Origin of the sequence: Tersicoccus phoenicis (assembly GCF_001968835.1) — a bacterium.
GTDB classification, from domain to species: Bacteria; Actinomycetota; Actinomycetes; order Actinomycetales; family Micrococcaceae; genus Tersicoccus; species Tersicoccus phoenicis.
Window position 1 is genome coordinate 1 of record NZ_MRDE01000080.1, and the last position, 20,662, is coordinate 20,662.

15 protein-coding genes, 1 tRNA gene and 1 riboswitch are annotated in these 20,662 nt (G+C 71.2%); of the genes, 12 read left to right on the forward strand and 4 right to left on the reverse strand.

The window, feature by feature from the left end; genetic code table 11:
- Positions 1–263: 263 nt before the first annotated feature.
- Positions 264–2,174 carry an ABC transporter ATP-binding protein gene (locus BKD30_RS14005; protein ID WP_076705573.1) on the forward strand — a complete coding sequence of 637 codons (1,911 nt, stop codon included), beginning with the start codon at positions 264–266 and terminating at the stop codon, positions 2,172–2,174.
- A gap of 118 nt (positions 2,175–2,292) precedes the next feature.
- A complete protein-coding gene (gene rraA / locus BKD30_RS14010) occupies positions 2,293–2,814 on the forward strand; it encodes a ribonuclease E activity regulator RraA (protein WP_076705575.1) in 522 nt (173 codons plus the stop codon).
- 59 nt (positions 2,815–2,873) lie between these two features.
- On the opposite strand, the gene BKD30_RS14015 is transcribed toward rraA, so the two are convergent.
- A tRNA-Arg gene (locus BKD30_RS14015) sits at positions 2,874–2,950 on the reverse strand.
- A 214-nt stretch (positions 2,951–3,164) separates the two neighbouring features.
- Between BKD30_RS14015 and BKD30_RS14020 the strand changes: the two genes are divergently transcribed.
- From BKD30_RS14020 to BKD30_RS14045, 6 genes are all read left to right on the forward strand, one after another.
- On the forward strand, positions 3,165–3,386 hold the full coding sequence (locus tag BKD30_RS14020) for a hypothetical protein (RefSeq protein ID WP_218189312.1): 222 nt from the start codon (positions 3,165–3,167) through the stop codon (positions 3,384–3,386).
- A 563-nt stretch (positions 3,387–3,949) separates the two neighbouring features.
- Positions 3,950–6,535, forward strand: coding sequence for a DNA helicase PcrA (gene pcrA, locus BKD30_RS14025; RefSeq protein ID WP_083956551.1), 2,586 nt, complete (start codon positions 3,950–3,952; stop codon positions 6,533–6,535).
- Between the two features lie 241 nt (positions 6,536–6,776).
- A complete protein-coding gene (gene sucC / locus BKD30_RS14030; protein WP_076705579.1) occupies positions 6,777–7,940 on the forward strand; it encodes an ADP-forming succinate--CoA ligase subunit beta in 1,164 nt (387 codons plus the stop codon).
- 18 nt (positions 7,941–7,958) lie between these two features.
- A complete protein-coding gene (sucD, locus tag BKD30_RS14035) occupies positions 7,959–8,873 on the forward strand; it encodes a succinate--CoA ligase subunit alpha (RefSeq protein ID WP_076705581.1) in 915 nt (304 codons plus the stop codon).
- A 148-nt stretch (positions 8,874–9,021) separates the two neighbouring features.
- Positions 9,022–9,138: riboswitch (SAM riboswitch) on the forward strand.
- A 35-nt stretch (positions 9,139–9,173) separates the two neighbouring features.
- Complete coding sequence (locus BKD30_RS14040) at positions 9,174–10,610, forward strand: MFS transporter (protein WP_076705583.1); 1,437 nt, start codon at positions 9,174–9,176, stop codon at positions 10,608–10,610.
- On the forward strand, positions 10,603–11,985 hold the full coding sequence (locus BKD30_RS14045; protein WP_328586919.1) for an LLM class flavin-dependent oxidoreductase: 1,383 nt from the start codon (positions 10,603–10,605) through the stop codon (positions 11,983–11,985). The genes BKD30_RS14040 and BKD30_RS14045 overlap by 8 nt, the downstream gene beginning before the upstream one ends.
- Positions 11,986–12,061: 76 nt before the next feature.
- On the opposite strand, the gene BKD30_RS14050 is transcribed toward BKD30_RS14045, so the two are convergent.
- The 3 genes from BKD30_RS14050 to BKD30_RS14060 form a co-directional block, all read right to left on the reverse strand.
- The gene (locus BKD30_RS14050) at positions 12,062–14,005 is read right to left on the reverse strand and encodes a BCCT family transporter (protein WP_076705585.1); all 1,944 of its coding nucleotides are present in this window, start codon (positions 14,003–14,005) and stop codon (positions 12,062–12,064) included.
- Between the two features lie 87 nt (positions 14,006–14,092).
- Entirely contained in the window at positions 14,093–14,431 is a 339-nt protein-coding gene (locus BKD30_RS14055; protein WP_076705587.1) for a bifunctional 3-phenylpropionate/cinnamic acid dioxygenase ferredoxin subunit, read from the reverse strand.
- Positions 14,432–14,676: 245 nt separating this feature from the next.
- Entirely contained in the window at positions 14,677–14,907 is a 231-nt protein-coding gene (locus tag BKD30_RS14060) for a hypothetical protein (RefSeq protein WP_076705589.1), read from the reverse strand.
- A 136-nt stretch (positions 14,908–15,043) separates the two neighbouring features.
- Between BKD30_RS14060 and BKD30_RS14065 the strand changes: the two genes are divergently transcribed.
- From BKD30_RS14065 to BKD30_RS14080, 4 genes are all read left to right on the forward strand, one after another.
- The gene (locus BKD30_RS14065) at positions 15,044–15,301 is read left to right on the forward strand and encodes a hypothetical protein (RefSeq protein WP_076705591.1); all 258 of its coding nucleotides are present in this window, start codon (positions 15,044–15,046) and stop codon (positions 15,299–15,301) included.
- A 249-nt stretch (positions 15,302–15,550) separates the two neighbouring features.
- On the forward strand, positions 15,551–16,831 hold the full coding sequence (locus BKD30_RS14070; RefSeq protein WP_408033386.1) for an NAD(P)/FAD-dependent oxidoreductase: 1,281 nt from the start codon (positions 15,551–15,553) through the stop codon (positions 16,829–16,831).
- A 32-nt stretch (positions 16,832–16,863) separates the two neighbouring features.
- Entirely contained in the window at positions 16,864–18,000 is a 1,137-nt protein-coding gene (locus BKD30_RS14075) for an aromatic ring-hydroxylating oxygenase subunit alpha (protein WP_076705593.1), read from the forward strand.
- A 71-nt stretch (positions 18,001–18,071) separates the two neighbouring features.
- A complete protein-coding gene (locus BKD30_RS14080) occupies positions 18,072–20,627 on the forward strand; it encodes a GcvT family protein (RefSeq protein ID WP_083956552.1) in 2,556 nt (851 codons plus the stop codon).
- Positions 20,628–20,662: the final 35 nt, after the last annotated feature.

Consider the following 20,662-nt stretch of genomic DNA (forward strand, 5'->3'; position numbering starts at 1 on the left):
CCGCCGCGACCTGACCACCCAGCCCCAACGGGCGCGACCAACCGGACAGTGGAAAAGCCGGGCAGACCGGCAGCTACCCCACGCCTACCCACAGGCCAACGCCATCCACCACGCCGACCGACCTCAAGAAATCAACGCCGGTGGATCAAGGCTGAGACCGTATCGAGCGGGCACAGCGGCCCATCGGTCCCCGCCCGGAACAGACTGTCGGTGTGCAGTGGTTGACTGGAAGGTACACGCGCACCGGAAGGAAGCTGAACACGATGAGCATGGAAGGGGCCGCCCACTCGTCCCTGTGGCGGATGGTCTCGGACACCGGGGAGCGGCGCAAGTTCTCGCCGGCCACGTTCCGGCGGATCATGGCGTTCGCCGCGCCGCACCGCAGGCGGCTGATCGTCTTCGTGGTGCTGTCCGTCGCGTCCGCCGTGCTGGCCGTCCTGACGCCGGTCCTGGCCGGCGAGGTCGTCAACGCCATCACCGGGCGTCAGTCGGTCAGCACGGTCACCTGGCTGGCCGTACTGATCGCGGTGGCGGCGGTCGCGGACGCCGGCCTGTCCCTGCTGACCCGCTGGTTCTCGTCACGGATCGGCGAGGGACTGATCCTCGACCTGCGCCGCGCCGTGTACGACCACGTCCAGCGGATGCCCGTGGCCTTCTTCAACCGCACCCGCACCGGCGCACTCGTGAGCCGGCTGAACTCGGATGTGCTCGGTGCGCAGCGGGCGTTCAGCGGCACCCTGTCCGGCGTCGTCAGCAACGTCGTCGCCCTGATCCTGACCGTCGGCGTGATGGTCAGCATCTCGTGGCAGATCACCCTGCTGGCCCTGATCCTGCTCCCGCTCTTCCTCATCCCCGCCCGCCGGATGGGCGGTCGGCTCGCCTCCCTGCAACGGGAAGCCGCCAACCTGAACGCGGCGATGAGCACGCAGATGACCGAACGGTTCTCCGCGCCCGGGGCCACGTTGATCAAGCTGTTCGGACAGCCCGACGCCGAATCCGCCGAGTTCGCCCTGCGCGCCGGCCGGGTGCGGGACATCGGCGTGAAGACCGCCATGCTGCAGACGGTGTTCGTCACGGCCCTGACACTCGTGTCGGCCCTCGCCCTCGCCCTCGTGTACGGGCTCGGTGGGTTCCTCGCGATCGCCGGCACCCTCAACCCCGGTGACGTGGTCACGCTCGCGCTGCTGCTGACCCGGCTGTACGTGCCGTTGACCTCCCTCGCGAGCGCCCGGGTGGAGATCATGAGTGCGCTGGTCAGCTTCGAGCGCGTGTTCGAGATCCTCGACCTGAAGCCGCTGATCGTGCAGAAGGACGACCCCGAGCCCCTCCCGGCCGGGCCCATCGGCGTCGCACTGGAGCACGTCTCGTTCGCGTACCCGGCGGCGAAGGAAGTCTCGCTCGCCTCCCTCGAAGAGGTCGCCACCCTCGATACCCGCGGCGGCGAGGAAGTACTGCACGACCTCTCATTCAGGATCGAGCCCGGGCAGACCGTTGCCCTGGTCGGCTCCTCCGGGGCGGGCAAGTCGACCATCGCCCAGCTGGTGGCCCGGCTCTACGACGTCACCGCCGGAGCGGTCACCTACGGCGGTGTCGACGTGCGCGACGTAGCCTTCGCGTCGCTGCGCGACACGCTCGGGATGGTGACGCAGGACGGACACCTGTTCCACGAGACGGTGCGCGCCAATCTCGCGCTCGCCCGGCCCGGCGCCTCGGACGAACAGCTCTGGGACGCGTTGCGGCGGGCCCGGCTCGACGCGGTGGTCCGGGCTCTGCCCGACGGGTTGAGCACCGTGGTGGGGGAGCGGGGATACCGGCTCTCCGGCGGAGAGCGGCAGCGGATGACGATCGCCCGCCTGCTGCTGGCCCAGCCGCGCGTCGTGATCCTCGACGAGGCGACGTCGGCGCTGGATTCGACCAGCGAGGCCGCGGTCCAGGCGGCACTGGGGGAGGCCCTGGCCGGGCGCACCGCCCTCGTCATCGCCCACCGGCTCTCGACCATCCGCGCCGCTGATGCGATCCTCGTGGTGGAGGGCGGCCGGATCGTCGAGCGCGGCACGCATCGGGAGTTGCTCACCGCCGGCGGTCGCTACGCCGAACTGCACGCGACCCAGTTCGCCGCGCAGGACAGCCGGCGGGAACACACCGAGGATCGCGACCTGGCCGGTGCATGCTGACCCGCACCGACTGACTCGCATCGACGAATCCGCACCGACCGATTGCCATTGGACTGAGCGCCACGCCGGTGACCGCCAGCCGCACAGACCGCCAGCCCCTGCGACCCGAGAGGCCCTCATGACGACCACCGATCCGAGCAGTACCGACGCCGCCAGCACCGATCCGACGGATGTCGACCCGACCACCGCCGACCTCTGGGACGAGCACGGCGAGACCCTGCAGTCGGTGGACCGGCAGTTCCTCGACCTCGGCGGCCGCGTCCGGTTCAGCGGACCGGTCCGCACCGTGCGCTGCCGCAACGACAACGCGCTGGTCAAAGCCGTGCTGGCGAGCCCCGGCGACGGCGCGGTGCTGGTGGTCGACGGCGGTGCCTCCATGCGTACGGCGTTGATGGGCGATCTGATCGCCGCTTCCGCGGTCGAGAACGGCTGGGCCGGCGTGATCATCAATGGGCCGGTCCGGGACCGGACAGCCCTGGCGGCCCTGCCGCTGGGCGTCAAGGCGCTCGGCAGCAACCCGCGCAAGAGCGGCAAGGCGGGAACCGGCGAGGTCGACGTTCCGGTGACGATCGACGACGTGACGTTCCGACCCGGGGCGAAACTGTGGGCGGACGAGGACGGGATCGTCGTCGAGCGCTGAGAAGGGAACCGGCAGGATGGCGACTGCTCCCCGGTGCCGGGTCCGTCGCGTCTCTCCGGTGGTGCCCCTGGCCGGAATCGAACCGACGGCCTGCGCTTTAGGAGAGCGCCGCTCTATCCTACTGAGCTACAGAGGCGTGCCCGGTTGGGCGTACCCAGTCTAGCCGTCCCGCCCTCCCGCCCGTCCCGCTCATTCTCCCGTCCCGCCGCCGTCCGGGCAGTCCCGTCGCCGTCCGGGCGAGCGAGCCGGTGAGCGTCGATGTCTCGTTCGGCTGGCGGCCAGTGCCCTCACAGGCGCGGACCTTACGGTCGCTCCGGGGCCGCGAAGGAACGGGGTACATCATGCAGGTCATGCGACAGGCAACCGGGGACAAGCTCGGCGACATCACCGCGCTGGCACGGCAGTTGAAGGACGCCGCACTGCTCGCCGGACCGCAGGAGAGCGACGCCGTCCGGGTGTGCGGCGTCATCGCGGACGAGTTGCTCGCGATCCTGACCAACTGCCGCAGTCCGGACGCCCTGCTGGTCCTCACGCCGCCCGCATCGGACGCCGGCGTCCGCGCCAACCCGTGACGCCGGAGCTTGCGTCAACATCTGACGCCGGCGTCCGCGCCAACCCGTGACGCCGGAGCTTGCGTCAACATCTGACGCCGGCGTCCACGTCAACCTCTGACGCCAGAACATCGTTGGCAACCTCTGGCACCCGACATCGGTGGCAACCTCTGCCAGGCCTGCCGCACGGGTCCCCGATGACCAGCCCGGTGAACCCGCGCGAGAGGTCGCTGTCCGGGTCGGAGACCGCGGTCAACAGCGTGGGAGTTCGGCCAGCGCTCGCCCTACCACAGTGAGTTAGCCGCTCTCGCCTGAAGGTGATACTCAAAGAGCCCCGTCTTCGGGCGGGAGCGGCTAACTCGGTGCGGCGGCCGGGCGGGAGCGGCTAACTCGGCGCGACGGCCGGGCGGGAGTGGCTAACTCGGTGCGACGGCCGGGCGGGAGTGGCTAACTCGGTGCGGCGGCCGGGTGGGAGTGGCTAACTCGGCGCGGCGGCCGGGCGGGAGCGGCTAACTCGGCGCGACACCAGAGACCGGCGGCTGCGTGGCCGAACTGTCGGAGCGCGCGTCTAGTCTGGAAGAGCGATGGATTACCTTTTCGACAGCTTCACCCCCGGCACCCACCGCGACACCGCGGCCGAGCGCGGCGGCACCGCCGTCGCCGGTAGCGCGGGGGCGCGCAGTACCCGTCCCCGCAGCGGCGGGCGCGACGACGGACGTACCGACGACGGCGGACGTACCGACAACGACCGGCGTGACCACGGCCCCGCCGTCCTGCAACCGGACGCGAACGGCGAGGGCCGCGGCGACGAGACCGGCGAGCACCCGCACCGTGACCCCCGCGACTCGCCGCGGGCGCGCGCCCTCGTCGAGGGGCTGAACCCGCAACAGGCGGAAGCGGTCACCCACGCCGGGAGCCCCCTGCTCATCGTGGCGGGCGCCGGTTCGGGCAAGACCCGGGTGCTCACGCACCGGATCGCCTACCTGCTGGCCACCCGCCGGGCGCACCCGGGGCAGATCCTCGCCATCACCTTCACCAACAAGGCCGCCGCTGAGATGCGGGACCGGGTCGAGGAGTTGGTCGGGGGCCGGGCGAAGACGATGTGGATTTCCACCTTCCACTCCTCGTGTGTGCGCATCCTGCGCCGGGAGGCGGCCTCGGTGGGCCTGAACTCCAACTTCTCCATCTACGACGCCGCGGACTCGCTCCGGCTGATCACCCTCGTCGCCCGCAACCTGGACCTGGACCCGAAGCGGTTCCCGCCCCGCGCGATCCAGCACCGCATTTCCGCGGCCAAGAACGAACTGGTCGACGACGAGGAGTTCGCGGGCAAGGCGGATCTGAACAACCCGATGGAATCCGCCGTCGCCGAGGTCTACCGGGGATACACGCAGCGGCTGCGCCAGGCGAACGCCATGGATTTCGACGACCTGATCGCCCAGACCGTCTATTTGCTGCGGGCGTTCCCCGCGGTCGCCGAGTCCTACCGGCGGCGGTTCCGGCACCTGCTCGTCGACGAGTACCAGGACACCAACCACGCCCAGTACGCCCTGGTGCGCGAACTCGTCGGCGAGGGCGACGACGCCGGGGAGCTGACCGTCGTCGGCGACTCCGACCAGTCCATCTACGCGTTCCGCGGCGCGGACGTGCGCAACATCGTCGACTTCGAGAAGGACTACCCGCAGGCGCGCACCATCCTGCTCGAACAGAACTACCGCTCCACCCAGACCATCCTGTCCGCCGCGAACGCCGTCATCTCCCGCAACCCGGACCGGCCGCAGAAGCGGCTGTGGACCGCGGAGGGCGCCGGCCCACGGATCATCGGCTACGCCGGGGAGAACGAGCACGAGGAAGCCCGGTTCATCGCCACCGAGATCGACCGGCTCCAGGACGAGGAGGACATCCGGCCCGGCGACGTCGCCGTCTTCTACCGCACCAACGCCCAGTCCCGCTCGATCGAGGAGATCCTGATGCGGGTGGGCCTGCCCTACAAGGTGGTCGGCGGTACCCGGTTCTACGAGCGCAAGGAGATCAAGGACGCCCTCGCGTACCTGCGGGTCCTCGTCAACCCCGACGACGACGTCAACCTCCGGCGCATCCTGAACGAACCCAAGCGGGGCATCGGGGACCGGGCCGAGGGCGCGGTCGCCGCCCTGGCCGACCGCGAGCGGATCTCCTTCATGGCCGCCCTCCGGCGCGCCGACGAGGCGCCCGCCATGGCCACCCGCGGTGCCAAGCTCGTCGCCGAGTTCGTCCAGCTGCTGGACGACCTCACGGAGGTGGCCGCCACGTCGGGCGCGTCCGCAGCACTGGAGGCGATCCTCGAGCAGACCGGCTACCTCGAGGCCCTGCGGCGCAGCCAGGACCCGCAGGACGAGTCCCGGGCGGAGAACCTGGGGGAACTGCTCGCCGTCGTGCGCGAGTACGAGCAGGAGAACCCGGAGGGCACGCTCGCCCAGTTCCTGGAACAGGTCTCCCTCGTCGCCGACGCGGACCAGATCCCCGCCTCCCCGGATTCGGTCGAGGCGGAGGTCGCCGAGGCGCGGCGGCTCGGCGTGGTCACCCTGATGACCCTGCACACCGCCAAGGGGCTCGAGTTCCCGGTGGTGTTCCTCACCGGGCTCGAACACGGCGTGTTCCCCCACCAACGGTCGATGACCGACCTCACCGAACTGGCCGAGGAGCGCCGGCTCGCCTACGTGGGACTGACCCGGGCCCGACGCCGGCTCTACCTGACCCGCTCCGAGTACCGCAGCCTGTGGGGGCAGACCCAGTACTACCCGGCCAGCCAGTTCCTCGAAGAGGTGCCCGCCGACCTGATCGACTGGAAGCGGCAGGGCTCGACGAAGACGGCGCAACGACTGGCCGCCACCACCTGGGACGGCGCGGAGAGGAGCGGGTCCTGGTGGGGTGCCGGCAGCTCCCGCAGCGGCGCTCCCCGCTCCGCCGCGGGAGGCAGCAGCACCTCGCGTGCCGCCGTCGGGCGGGTACAGCCGGCCAAGGAGGTGCCGCACCTGAACCCCGGGGACCGGGTGCAGCACACCACGTTCGGGGCCGGCACCGTGGTCAGCGTCGAGGGCGCCGGGGACAAGAGCGTGGCGAAGGTCGCCTTCGCGATGGGCGAGAAGCGGCTGCTGCTGCGGTACGCCCCGCTGACGAAGGTGGACTGAGGCACGGAGTTCGACGCGTGACGGCGGGTGACCCGGCGTGCGTGCCTCATCACCGGCCCCGGCAGCCGACTGCCGTCGGTCGTCATCGAACCGGGGCGTCCCCGCCCGGGCGATACACTGGCCGACGGAGCACGCGAGCTTCACCGCTCCACCGGCCCGGTCGCCGGGGGCGCCTTTCGGCCAGCTCCGCGCGGGGATCGGCCCGGACCGCAGCCGACTTCGACGTAGAAGGACACTTTCCGTGGACCTGTTTGAATACCAGGCGCGCGATCTCTTCGAGGCACACGGGGTACCCGTGCTCGCCGGGATCGTGGCGCAGACCGCAGACGAGGCTCAGGCCGCCGCGCAGAAGCTGGGCGGCGTCACCGTCGTCAAGGCGCAGGTGAAGGTGGGTGGCCGCGGCAAGGCCGGCGGCGTCAAGGTCGCCAAGACCGCCGACGAGGCCCGGTCGCACGCGGAGCAGATCCTCGGCATGGACATCAAGGGCCACGAGGTCAAGCGGGTCATGATCACCGAGGGCGCCGACATCGCCGAGGAGTACTACTTCTCCGTGCTGCTGGACCGCGCGAACCGCAACTACCTGGCCATGTGCTCCGTCGAGGGGGGCATGGAGATCGAGCAGCTCGCCGTCGAGCGGCCCGAGGCCCTGGCCCGCATCGCCGTCGACCCCGCGGTCGGCATCGACGCCGCGAAGGCCGCCGAGATCGTCGACACCGCCGGGTTCGCGGCGGACGTCCGGGGCGCGGTGATCGAGACCATCCAGACGCTGTGGACCGTGTTCACCGAGGAGGACGCCACCCTCGTCGAGGTCAACCCGCTGGTCAAGACCGGCGACGGGAAGATCCTGGCCCTGGACGGCAAGGTCTCCCTGGACGAGAACGCCGGCTTCCGCCACCCCGGTCACGAGGCGCTCGAGGACAAGGCCGCCGCCGACCCGCTGGAGGCCAAGGCGAAGGCGGCCGACCTGAACTACGTCAAGCTCGACGGTCAGGTCGGCATCATCGGCAACGGCGCGGGCCTGGTCATGTCCACCCTCGACGTGGTGGCCTACGCCGGCGAGAAGCACGGCGACGTCAAGCCGGCCAACTTCCTGGACATCGGCGGCGGGGCCTCCGCCGAGGTGATGGCCGCCGGCCTGGACGTCATCCTGAACGATCCGCAGGTCAAGAGCGTGTTCGTCAACGTCTTCGGCGGCATCACCGCGTGCGACGCCGTGGCCAACGGCATCGTCAAGGCACTGCAGATCCTCGGCGATGAGGCGACCAAGCCGCTCGTCGTCCGGCTGGACGGCAACAAGGTCGACGAGGGCCGGAAGATCCTCGACGCCGCCGCCCACCCGATGATCACCCAGGCCGCCACCATGGACGAGGGCGCCGACAAGGCCGCCGAGCTCGCAGCGAAGTAAGGGACGAGAACAACCACCATGTCGATCTTTCTGAATTCCGATTCCCGGGTCATCGTCCAGGGCATCACCGGCGGCGAGGGAACCAAGCACACCGCGCTGATGCTCCAGGCCGGCACGAACGTCGTCGGCGGTGTCAACGCCCGCAAGGCCGGCACCACCGTCAGCCACACCGACGCAAACGGCAACACCGTCGAACTGCCCGTGTTCGGCACCGTCGCCGAGGCCATGGAGAAGACCGGGGCCAACACGTCGGTGCTGTTCGTGCCGCCGGCGTTCACCAAGGACGCCGTGATGGAGGCCATCGACGCCGGCATCGGCCTGGCCGTGGTGATCACCGAGGGCGTGCCCGTGCAGGACTCCGCCGAGTTCTGGGCGCACGCCCAGGCCACGACCGACGCGAACGGCAAGCAGCGCACCCAGATCATCGGCCCGAACTGCCCTGGCATCATCACCCCGGGCGAGGCGCTGGCCGGGATCACCCCGGCCAACATCACCGGCAAGGGCGGCGTCGGCCTGGTCTCCAAGTCCGGCACCCTGACCTACCAGATGATGTACGAGCTGCGGGACCTCGGCTTCTCCACCGCCATCGGCATCGGCGGCGACCCGATCGTGGGCACCACCCACATCGACGCCCTCGCCGCGTTCGAGGCGGACCCGGACACCCGGGCCATCGTGATGATCGGCGAGATCGGCGGCGACGCCGAGGAGCGGGCCGCCGAGTACATCAAGGCACACGTCACCAAGCCGGTGGTCGGCTACGTCGCCGGCTTCACCGCACCCGAGGGCAAGACGATGGGCCACGCCGGCGCCATCGTCTCCGGCTCCGCCGGTACCGCGCAGGCCAAGAAGGAAGCCCTCGAAGCCGCCGGCGTCAAGGTCGGGAAGACCCCGTCCGAGACCGCCGCGCTGCTGCGCGAGGTCTACCCCGGCTGATCGCCCCGCGCGCGACCGACGACGACGGCCCGTCCCCGACCCCGGGGGCGGGCCGCCGTCGTTCCCGACACCGGCACCGGCGCCGATGACGAAACATGAACGGCCGCGGTCGCGACGGTGGACGCAGCCCGGTTACCGTGGACCCCAGAATCATGAGTTCCAGCCACGCGGCCCTGGCCGGCTGGACGGCAACCCTCGCCGCTGTCGTGGGGTGCCCCAGGTGACGATTCGGCCCGCGTGCCAACGCCGTGGGCAAGGATGGCGGCCTGAAGGGCACGCCCGGACCCCCGAGGGGAACCCATGTTCCAGGCCAGCAGGAGCGCGCTCACCCGCAAGCGCGTGCTCGGATCGGCGTTCGTCGGCACCACGATCGAGTGGTACGACTTCTACCTGTACGGCACCGCCGCGGCACTGATCTTCAGCACCCAGTTCTTCCCGCAGGGCTCGTCCGTGGGCGGAATCCTCGCCTCCTTCGCGACCTTCGCCATCGCCTTTCTCGTCCGGCCGCTCGGGGGGATCGTCGCCGGACACCTGGGGGATCGGATCGGGCGCAAGTCGTTGCTGGTCATCTCCCTGCTGACCATGGGGATCGCCACCACCGGGATCGGGCTGCTGCCCACGTACGCGGTCGGGGGCTGGTTCTCCGTCGTCGCGCTGATCGTCCTGCGGCTGGCCCAGGGCCTGTCCGCCGGGGCAGAGTGGGGCGGCTCCGCGCTACTGTCCGTCGAGCACGCTCCCGCCCAGCACCGGGGCTTCTTCGGCAGCTTCACCCAGATCGGCTCCGCTGCCGGCATGCTGCTGGCCACCTCCGCGTTCGCGGGCGCCCGCGCCGTCCTCGGGGAGGCCGCCTTCAGCGCGTGGGGCTGGCGCCTGCCGTTCCTGGCCAGCGCCGTCCTTGTCGCGGTGGGGCTGTGGATCCGGCTCGGCGTGCGCGACGCCGCCGAGTTCACCGACCTGCGGGAAGCGGAGCGGACCGCGCACGCCCCGGTCCGGGAGGTGCTTCGCCACCACCGGCGCGGGGTGCTCGTGACCATCGGGCAGCGGATGGTCCAGCCCGCCGTCTACTCGATCCTGACCGTCTACACCCTGACGTACGTGGCGGCGCGGCGCGGTGACGCCGGCAGCGTGCTGGCCGCGGTGCTGATCTGCTCCGCCCTCGGCCTGCTCTCCGGTCCGTTCTGGGGTGCCCTCTCCGACCGCTGGGGACGACGCCGGATCAGCCTCGTCTCCGCCGTCCTGGCCGGGATACTCGTCTGGCCGTACTTCGTGTTCCTGGACAACGGGCCGCTGGCGCTGCTGCCGCTGGTGTACGTGGTGGCCATGAACGGGATCCACGACGCCATCTACGGGCCGCAGGCCGCGTGGTTCGCCGAGCAGTTCCCCGTGCATGTGCGGTACAGCGGTGTCAGCCTCGGCTACCAGGTCGGCACCATCCTGTCCGGAGGCCTGACGCCGTTCATCGCCGCCGGTCTGCTCGCCGCCGGCGGCAACACCCCCTGGTTGATCAGCGCCTACATCAGCGTGCTGGCCGTGATCAGCGTGATCTCGGCGATCGCCGCGGCGGACCCGGTCGGCGACGAGACCGCCGTCACCGACGCCCCGACCGACGCAGCCACCGCGACCGACGCAGCCACCGCGACCGCCGTGACTTCGACCGACGCCACCGTCGTCGCGACCGCCACCGAGACCGCCGCCACCGCGACCTCCACCGAGACGAAGGGATACACCCGTGTCTGAGGCCTCCACCCGCCCGATCCTGCTCAGCGCCTTCGACATGCCCACCCCCGTGCACCAGAGCCCGGGACTGTGGCGCCACCCCGAGGACCGCAGCACCGAATACACCGACATCGACTACTGGGTCCGCCTCGCGCGGACCCTCGAACAGGGCGGCTTCCACAACCTGTTCTTCGCCGACGTGCTCGGCCAGTACGACGTCTACCGGGGCAACGCCGACGAGGCCGTCCGCGGCGGCGTGCAGTTCCCGCTGCTCGACCCGACCGTGCTGGTCCCCGCGCTCGCGCAGGCCACCACCCGGCTCGGCTTCGGCGTCACCGCGTCCACCGGGTACGAGCACCCGTACCTGCTGGCGCGCCGCCTGAGCACCCTGGACCACGTGACCCGCGGCCGGCTGGCCTGGAACATCGTCACCTCCTACCAGGACTCCGCCGCCCGGAACCTGGGCCTGGGCCGCCAACTCGGCCACGACGCGCGGTACGACCGCGCCGAGGAGTACCTTGAGGTGCTCTACCGGCTGTGGGAGGGCACCTTCGACGACGGGGCGGTGCGTCGCAACCGGGAGGCCGGGGTCTACACCGACCCGGCGGGGGTGCACGGCGCCGGGCACGACGGCGAGGCGTTCACCGTACCCGGCCCCGCCCTGGTCGAGCCCTCACCGCAGAGCACGCCGCTGCTCTTCCAGGCCGGTGCCTCCTCCCGCGGGCAGCGGTTCGCGGCCCGGCACGCGGAGGCCATCTTCCTGATCGGCCACACCCCCGAGGTCGTCGCCCAGTGGGTGCGCACCATCCGGGAGCAGGTCGCCGCTGCCGGCCGGGACCCGCGCGGCGTGAAGATCCTTGCCGGTGTGACCGTCGTCGCCGACCGGACCGACGAGGCCGCCCGGGCCCGGCTGGAGAGCTACCGGCCGTACGTCGACGTGGCCGCCGCGCTCGCTCTGTTCGCCGGGTGGACGGGGGTCGACTTGTCCACGGCCGACCCGGACGCTCCGCTGACGCACGCCGTCACGGACGCCAACCAGTCCGCGCTGGCGGCGTTCACGAAGCTGGACGCGCGGGCCCGCTGGACGCCGCGCCGGCTCGCCGAGTTCGTCGGCATCGGCGGCCGCGGTCCGGTGATCACCGGATCCGGTGTCACGGTCGCGGACGAACTGGAGCGCTGGGTGGCCGAGGCCGACGTCGACGGCTTCAACGTCATCTCGGCGGTCCGGCCCGCGGACACCGAGTCCTTCGTCCGTCGCGTCAGCCCCGAGCTGTTCCGCCGGGGCCTGCTGGAACCGGCGACGGCGGGGGCGACCCTGCGGGAGACCTTCATCGGCGCCGGCCCCACACTGCCGGCCGACCACCACGGGGCCGGCTTCCGGCACGCCCGGGTCTGAGGCTCGATACCGGCCGCGGCGAACGGCGGTCACCCGCTGGGGTGACCGCCCTTCGCCGTCGCTGGTCAGCGCGCGCTCAGTCCCGCTGCCACGGGAACCGGAACCGCCGTCGGCCCCGGTCGGCGTAGATCGGTTCGCCGCCGGCGGTGGCGTCGACGGCCGGGAAGCTGCCGGTATCCGGCGCGTCCGACCGGCGGGTCACCAGGTCGAACTTCTGGTGGCCGTGCTCGTCGACAGCGTCGCGGATGGTCCGCCGCATCACCGACTCGGACAGCTGCCGGCGCAGCCAGATCGGGTCCTTCTGCAGGTCCTTCACCAGCGCGACGCACAGCAGCACCATCACGATGACGAAGGGCAGGGAGGAGACGATGGTGATGTTCTGCAGCCCGGTCAGGGCCGCGTCCGGCTGGTCGCCGCCGGCGAGCAGCATGACCGCGGCGACCGCGCCCATCAGCACACCCCAGAACACCACCAAGGGCTTCTTCGGTTCCATCGTCCCGTTCGAGGAGAGCGAGCCCATCACGATGGACGCCGAGTCAGCACCGGTGACGAAGAAGATGGCGGTCAGGACCATGGCCAGCACGACGAGCACCCCGAGCAGCCACGGTGGCAGGGACAGGTTCTGGAACATGACGTAGATCGTGGAGCTGGAATCGGCGACGGCCTGCGCCAGCCCGCCGTCGGGGTTGTCCTGCAGCAGCTTGATCGCGGTGCCGCCGAAGATGGCGAACCACAGCACCGAGATCAGGGACGGCACCAACAGGACGCCGGTGACGAACTGCCGGATGGTGCGGCCGCGACTGATCCGGGCGATGAACAGGCCCACGAACGGTGTCCAGGAGATCCACCACGCCCAGTAGAAGATGGTCCACCCGGACAGCCAGGCGGCCATCCCGTCCCCACCCGTGGCGGACGTGCGGGACGCCATCTCCGCCAGATCGCGGAAGTAGTCGCCGATCGCCGCGGGGATGACGTTGAGGATGAACAGAGTGGGCCCGGCCACGAAGATGAAGACCGCCAGCACCACGGCGAGCACCGCGTTCGTGTTGGCCAACCACTGGATGCCGCGGGCGATGCCGGAGACCGCGGACGCGACGAACGCGGCCGTGAGCAGCGCGATGATGAACACGAGCACGGGCGTGGCGCTCTGCCCGATCACTCCGTTGAACTGCAGACCCGCACCGATCTGCAGCGCGCCCAGCCCCAGCGACGCCGCGGAGCCGAACAGGGTCGCGAAGATCGCGAGCATGTTGATCACCTTGCCGCCCCAGCCGTCGACGCCGCGTCGCCCGAACATCGGCACGAACGCCTCGGACAGCAGGTTCTTCCGGCCCAACCGGAACGTGCTGTAGGCGATGGCGATCCCGACGACGGCGTAGATCGCCCACGGGTGCAGGGTCCAGTGGAACAGGGACGTCGCCATCGCGGTCTGCAGCGCGGCCGGGCTCTGCCCCTGCACCGTCCCCGGCGGGGGAGTGACATAGTGCGTCAACGGCTCGGCGACGCCGAAGAACATCAGGCCGATGCCCATGCCGCAGGCGAACATCATGGAGATCCAGGAGCCGGTGCTGAACTCTGGTGCCTCGCCGTCCCGGCCCAGCGGGATCCGGCCGAACCGGCCGACGGCCAGCCACAGCACGAACACGACGAAGAACGAGGCCACGAGCACGTAGAGCCATCCCGCGGAGTCCAGCACCCAGGCCAGTGCGTCACTCGCCACCGTGGACAGGCTGCTGGGACTGGCGAACCCCCAGACGACGAGCCCGACCACGATCGCCCCGACGACGCCGATGATCCAGGGGTCCAGTCTGCCGACCTCGTCCTCGTTCGCCACACCACGGCGCGCGTCCCGGCGCGTCTGCCGCAGTCTGCTCAGCAGGCCTTCTTCCCGTTCGGCAACCTGGGCGGAACTGTCGGCCAGGACGGGCGGGACTCCGCCGTCGGGGGTGGCGGGGCCGGTGTCGCCCGGCGGGGGCCGGTCGGCGTCACCGGTCGACGACGTCCTGTGATCGATACTCATCGACGCTCCTTCTCACGAGTGCGCGCACGTCTGCGTCCGTGTCATGTCGTTTTGCAACGTTCCACGTTACGTCACACGCCGGACGTGTCAGAGGCTCACCCCCGGCGGAAGGTTGGGGGCCTCGGCGGACTCCTCGACCAGCACGTTCCCGTCCACCACCTCCACCCGGTGGGTGCGAACCGGACGTCGGGCGGGGGGTGCGTCCACCGCGCCGGTCCGCAGATCGAAGCGGGAGGCGTGCAGGGGGCACTCCACCGTGCAGTCCTCCAGCCAGCCGTCCGCCAGCGACGCGTCCTGGTGCGTACACGTGTCGTCGATCGCGAACACCTCGCCGTCCTCGGTGCGGAACACCGCGATCGGGGGCGTGGTCTCGAGCCGCAGCGACTCTCCTGGGGCAAGCTCATCCAGTGCGCAGGCTCGGTGCACGGTCGCTCCCTTCCCCGGTGTCGGGGGACACCCGGTGAGGACAGCATCCGTGCCCGGGGAAGGAGCCGTCAAGAGGGAGAACCTCCGATGTCAAATCAGCGCGCCACAGTACGACCCTTCTGCGCTCTGAACGGGTCGACCCGCGCGACGCATCGAGCTTCACACCCGACACGAGCCGGAGAGCACTCGCGAAAACCGCCCCGCTGCCGGCGCCAGCGGGGCGGTTGATCTGTGCTCGGAAGTCTTCAGAGGCGACGCCGGGGGCGTCGCTCGGTGCTCTGGGATGCCTCGTTGACGACCTTGCGGATCGTGGCGTCGCCGAGGACCTGCAGCTCGTCCTCGGTGAGAACGACGGCCGGTTCCAGGACGATTCGGCCATTCGGTTCCCTGGTGACGCGGTACGAGTCACGGGTGGCGATCGATGCCAGGTTGATCCGCTTACGCGAATCCAGGGTCATGAATGTGGTGGTGGTCATGGCTGGTTCCTCTCGGTTGACGGCCAGCTGTACTCACGGCAGGGGTGGGTAGCCATCAACTCCAGCATACCGGCTCATTGAACCATCTGCAACAAGATAACGTATGCACCATCGTTACAAATGCTATGATTGGACGATGAAGCCACTCGACTTCTCCCCGCTTGCGGACGAGAAATGGGCCTACATCGTTGAGCACGACAGGAAGCTCGCCGAGGCCATCGACCCCGTTTTCGATCGCATTGAATCTGGCGCGCTTCCGGGGCAGATGTTCGACAACCATGCGCGGTTCACGACCGTCCGCGTCCACGGACGCGATGAGATCTGCGCGGTGGTCTGGGAGGTCAAGGACGACCATCTCTACGTCGTCTACGTCGGTCGCAGTCCCGTCAGCTAGCCGTGCTGCCCTGCGTTACTGGTTTTGGCGCTTGGCTGCCACCCTGCGGTCCCGGTCATCCCCGTCCGAGTGTGCCGGGGAAGACCGGCGGGCGGACACCTCGAGAATGCCACGGCCGAACGCTTGACACCGAGCGAGAGGCACCGGCACGCTGGACCGCATCGGCGGCCCGGGAGCCCCGGTCATCGGGATCCCGGCCCCAGCGGTCCCGCGCCGGTCGGCGCGGTCCGGATCACCAGCGGCGCGAAGGTGGAGCGTTTGCAGTCGATCATCATCGTCGGAGCCTCCCTGGCGGGCCTGAGCGCGGCACGCGCGCTGCGGTCCGCGGGATTCACCGGCGAGCTGACCATCATCGGGGCGGAGGAGCACCGTCCGTACGACCGGCCCCCGCTGACCAAGGAGTACCTGCGCGGCAGCTGGTCGACGGCGGCCCTCGCGCTCGAGGCCGACGACGAGCCGGCCGCCCGGTGGCTGCTCGGCACCCCGGCCGTCTCGCTCGACGCGTCCGTCCGGCGGGTCGTCCTCGCGGACGGACGCTCGGTGAGCGCCGACGCCGTCGTCCTGGCCACCGGCGCCGACGCCGTCCCCCACCCGCTGCTCCCGGTCGGCCCGAACGTGCACACCGTGCGCACCAGGGCCGACGCCGAGCGGCTCCGCGCGCAGCTTCGCCCCGGCCGCCGGCTCGTGATCGTCGGCGCCGGCTTCATCGGCACCGAGGTCGCCGCGAGCGCGGTGGCGCTCGGCGCCGACGTGACCCTGCTCGGCCAGGACACGGTGCCCTTGCGGCGTGCCCTCGGGGAACCGGTCGGCGACTTCCTCGCCGGCGAGCACCGGGCACACGGGGTCCGGTTGGTCGGCCCGGCCCGGATCGCCGACGTCGACCGTGCCGGCGACGAGGATGTGGTCACCGCCCTCCGGCTGGCCGACGGGACCGTCCTGCCGGCCGACGTCGTCGTCGTCGCGATCGGCTCCCGCGCGGCCACCGGCTGGCTGGCGGGGTCGGGCCTGCGGCTCGCCCCGGAGGGCGGTGTGCAGTGCGACGCGATCGGCCGTGCGCTCGCCGAGGGAACGGCCGACGGGGCGTCGATCGGCCGTGCGCTCGCCGACGGAACGGCCGACGGGGCGCTCACCGGCCGCCCGGCCGACGGGATCGTGGCGGTGGGCGACTGCGCGGCCTGGTGGGACGTCGGGCGCGGCACGTATCACCGGCTCGAGCACTGGACCGGAGCGGTCGAGCGGGCCGACGTCGTCGCCGGCGTCCTGCTCGGGACACCGGGCCGACCCGCGCGGGCCCCCTACTTCTGGTCCGACCAGTACGACCTGCGGGTCCAGGTCGCCGGGGTGGTGGCCGGGCACGACGAGCTGCGCATCGAGGAGGGCAGCCTCGCGGACCGTTCCTTCCTCGCCCGCTACTACCGGGCCGGCGCACCGGTGGCCGTGCTCGGAGTCAACCAGCCCCGGCTGTTCACCCGTGCCCGGCGTGCCCTCGACCGCACCGCCGACGACGGCGGCACCGCCCTCGCGTCCTGACGCACCGACCCCACCCGAACGGAGAGCACTGCATGAACCCGCTGGCCAGGATCTCCGAGAGCCTGATCCCCACGCTGCCCGGCCGGACCTACGTCGACCCGGCCGTGTTCACCGCCGAGCAGGACCGCATCTTCGAACGGATGTGGTTCTGCGCCGTCCGCGCCGACGACCTGGCCGGGCCCGGCGCCTGGCGCACCGTGCAGATCGGGCGCGAGTCCGTCATCGTCACCCGCAACCGGAAGCTGGAGCTGCGGGCGTACTACAACATCTGCCGCCACCGCGGCGTCAAGCTGTGCCTGGAGGAGTCCGGCCGGGCGAACCGGGCGTTTCAGTGCCCGTACCACGCCTGGACCTACGACCTGGACGGCAAGCTGATCGCCGCCCCCAACCTGACGAAGATGCCCGACGTCGACCGGCACGTGTACGGGCTCGTCCACGTCGCCGTCCGCGAGTACCTCGGCTACGTCTGGCTGTGCCTGGCGGACGAGCCGCCCTCCTTCGAGGACGACGTCGTCGGCGCCATCGAGGAGCGGCTCGGCGACGCGCACGCCATCGACGGGTACGACGTCGCCCACCTGACCCTGGGCCGCCGCATCGTCTACGACGTGAAGGCCAACTGGAAGCTCATCATCGAGAACTTCATGGAGTGCTACCACTGCGCCACCATCCACCCCGAGCTGACCGAGGTGCTGCCGGAGTTCGCCGACGGCCTGGCCGCCCAGTACTTCGTCGGCCACGGCGCCGAGTTCGGCGGGGACGTGGCCGGTTTCACCGTCGACGGGTCGGCCGGGGTCGACAAGCTGCCCGGCGTCGACGAGGACCACGACCGGCGCTACTACGCGGTGACGATCAAGCCCACCGTGTTCGTCAACCTGGTCCCGGACCACGTCATCATCCACCGGATGTTCCCGCTCGCGGTCGACCGCACGGTCGTCGAGTGCGACTGGCTGTACCTGCCGTCCGTCGTCGAGTCCGGCACGGACCTGACCGCTTCCGTCGAGCTGTTCCACCGAGTCAACCAGCAGGACTTCGACGCCTGCGAGCGCTGCCAACCGGCGATGGGCTCCCGGATCTACGCCGACGGCGGGGTGCTGGTACCCAGCGAACACCACATCGGCGCGTTCCACGACTGGGTGCTGGCACGCCTGGCCGACGTCGAGACCGCCTGAGCCGCCCGCACGCCGCCCGGCACCACGGCCGACCGACTGTCGACCGCCCGAACCGACCCGATCGGAGTCTCATGACCGCGCAGCACCCCACCCCGGCTCCGTCGTCCCGCGCAGGTTCCTCCAGCGGGGCCTCCGCCCGCGGGCCCAGGGTTGTCATCATCGGCGCGGGAATCGTCGGCGCCAACCTGGCCGACGAGCTCGCCGCCCGCGGCTGGACCGACGTGACGGTCCTGGACCAGGGGCCGCTGCCTCTGACCGGCGGCTCGACGTCCCACGCCCCCGGCCTGGTGTTCCAGATCAACACGTCCCGGACCATGACGAAGCTGGCCGCCTACACGGTGGCCAAGCTGACGGATCTGGACGCGTTCACCCCGGTCGGGGGCCTGGAGGTCGCCACCACGCCGGAGCGGCTCGCCGAGCTGCACCGCAAGCACGGCTGGGGCCGCTCCTGGGGCATCGACGCGGCGCTGCTGGACCCGGCGGAGGCCGCCCACCGGTTCCCGCTGCTGGACGCCGAGAAGGTGCTCGGCGCCCTGCACATCCCCTCCGACGGTCTGGCCTCCGCGGTGCGGGCCGTCGACGCCCTGATCGCCCGGGCCGGCGCCCGCGGTGTCCGGTTCATCGGCGGCACCCGGGTGACCGGGGTCGACGTGCGAGACGGCCGGGTCCGCGGCGTGCGGGTCGTCTCGAGCGCCGCTGCCCCCGACGCGGCCGAGGACACCCTCGGCGCCGACGTCGTCGTCTCCTGCGCCGGGTTCTGGGGGCAGCAGGTCGGCGATCTGGTCGGTCTGCCCGTCCCCCTGCTGCCGATGGCCCACCAGTACGCGACGACCACGTCCCTGCCCGAGCTCGCCCAGGTGCCACGCCCGGACCGGATGAATACCGTATTGCCGATCCTGCGGCACCAGGACCGGGACCTCTACTACCGGCAGCTGGGGGACCGGCTCGGCATCGGCAGTTACGCGCACCGGCCGCTGCCGGTGAACGTCGCGGACATCCCCCGCACCGACCCGGCCGCCGTCGCGCCGGACGCCATGCCCTCGCGGCTCGGCTTCACGGCCGAGGACTTCGAGCCGTCCTGGAAGGAGAGCATCCAGCTGTTGCCCGCGCTGGGCGCCGCCGAGATCGCCGACGGGTTCAACGGCGTCTTCTCCTTCACCCCCGACGGCGGGTCCCTGGTGGGGGAGTCGCCGCACGCCCGCGGGTTCTGGATGGCCGAGGCCGTGTGGGTGACCCACGCGGCCGGCGTCGCCCGATCGGTCGCCGAGCTGCTCGTCGACGAGCACACCGAGGTGGACCTGCACGAACTCGACCTCGCCCGGTTCGAACGGATCCAGCTCGAGGACGACTACGTGCGGGAGACCGCGGCGCAGAATTTCGTCGAGGTGTACGACATCATCCACCCCCTCCAGCCGCGGCTCTCCCCGCGGGACCTGCGGCTCTCCCCGTTCCATCCCCGGCAGGTGCAGCTCGGCGCGGTCTTCCTCGAGGCCGGGGGCTGGGAACGGCCGCACTGGTACGAGGCGAACGCCTCCCTCGTCGATGCCCTGCCGGCGGCGTGGGCACCGCGGCCGCGCGACCCGTGGGCGGCCCGCTTCCACTCGCCGATCGTCGCGGCCGAGGCCCACGCGACGCGCACCTCCCTGGCGATGTACGACATGACGCCGCTGAAACGCGTCGAGGTCTCCGGCCCCGGTGCGTGCGCGCTGCTGCAGCACCTGACCACCGGCAAGATCGACAAGTCCGTCGGCGCGGTCACCTACTGCCTGGCGCTCGATGTCGCCGGCGGCATCCGCTCCGACCTGACCGTCGCCCGGATCGACGAGGAGCTGTTCCAGGTGGGCCTGAACGGCGGGATCGACCTGGATCTGCTGGCCAGGGCCGCCGACGACGCGCGAACCGCCGGCGGTCCGCCCGTCACGGTCACCGACATCACCGACACGACGTGCTGCATCGGGTTCTGGGGACCGAACGCGCGGGCCGCGCTCGCCCCGCTGACCGACGCGGACCTGACAAACGCGGGCCTGCGCTACTTCCGGGGCGCGACCATCGGCGTCGCCGGCGCCGCCGTCCGGGCCCTGCGCCTGTCCTATGTGGGGGAACTGGGCTGGGAGTTGTACGCCCGTACGGAGGACGGCCTCTCCCTGTGGGACGCGCTGTGGGAGGCGGGCCGCCCGTACGGGGTGGTGGCCGCCGGCCGGGCCGCGTTCAACGCCCTGCGCCTGGAGAAGGGCTACCGGGCCTGGGGCACGGACATGACCACCGAGCACGGCCCGGAGGCGGCCGGCCTCGGATTCGCGCTCAGCCCCACCACCCCGGTGGACTACGTCGGCCGGGCGGCCGCGGCGCAGCGCACCGATCCGGTCCGGCTGACCTGCCTGACCGTCGACGACGGGGTCAGTGTGCCGCTCGGGAAGGAGCCGGTGCTGGTGGACGGCCGGCCGGGCGGGTACGTCACCAGCGCCGCTTTCGGGTACACGATCGGCCGACCGGTGGTCTACGCGTGGCTGCCGAACGGGCTGGACGTCGGTGACCCGGTCACCATCGAGTACTTCGGGCGGCCCGTGGCGGCCACGGTCGCCGCCGAGCCGCTCGTCGACCCTGCGGGGGAGCGGCTCCGCGCCTGAGTGGCTGGTCCCGTGGGGGGCCTCGCCGAGTGTGC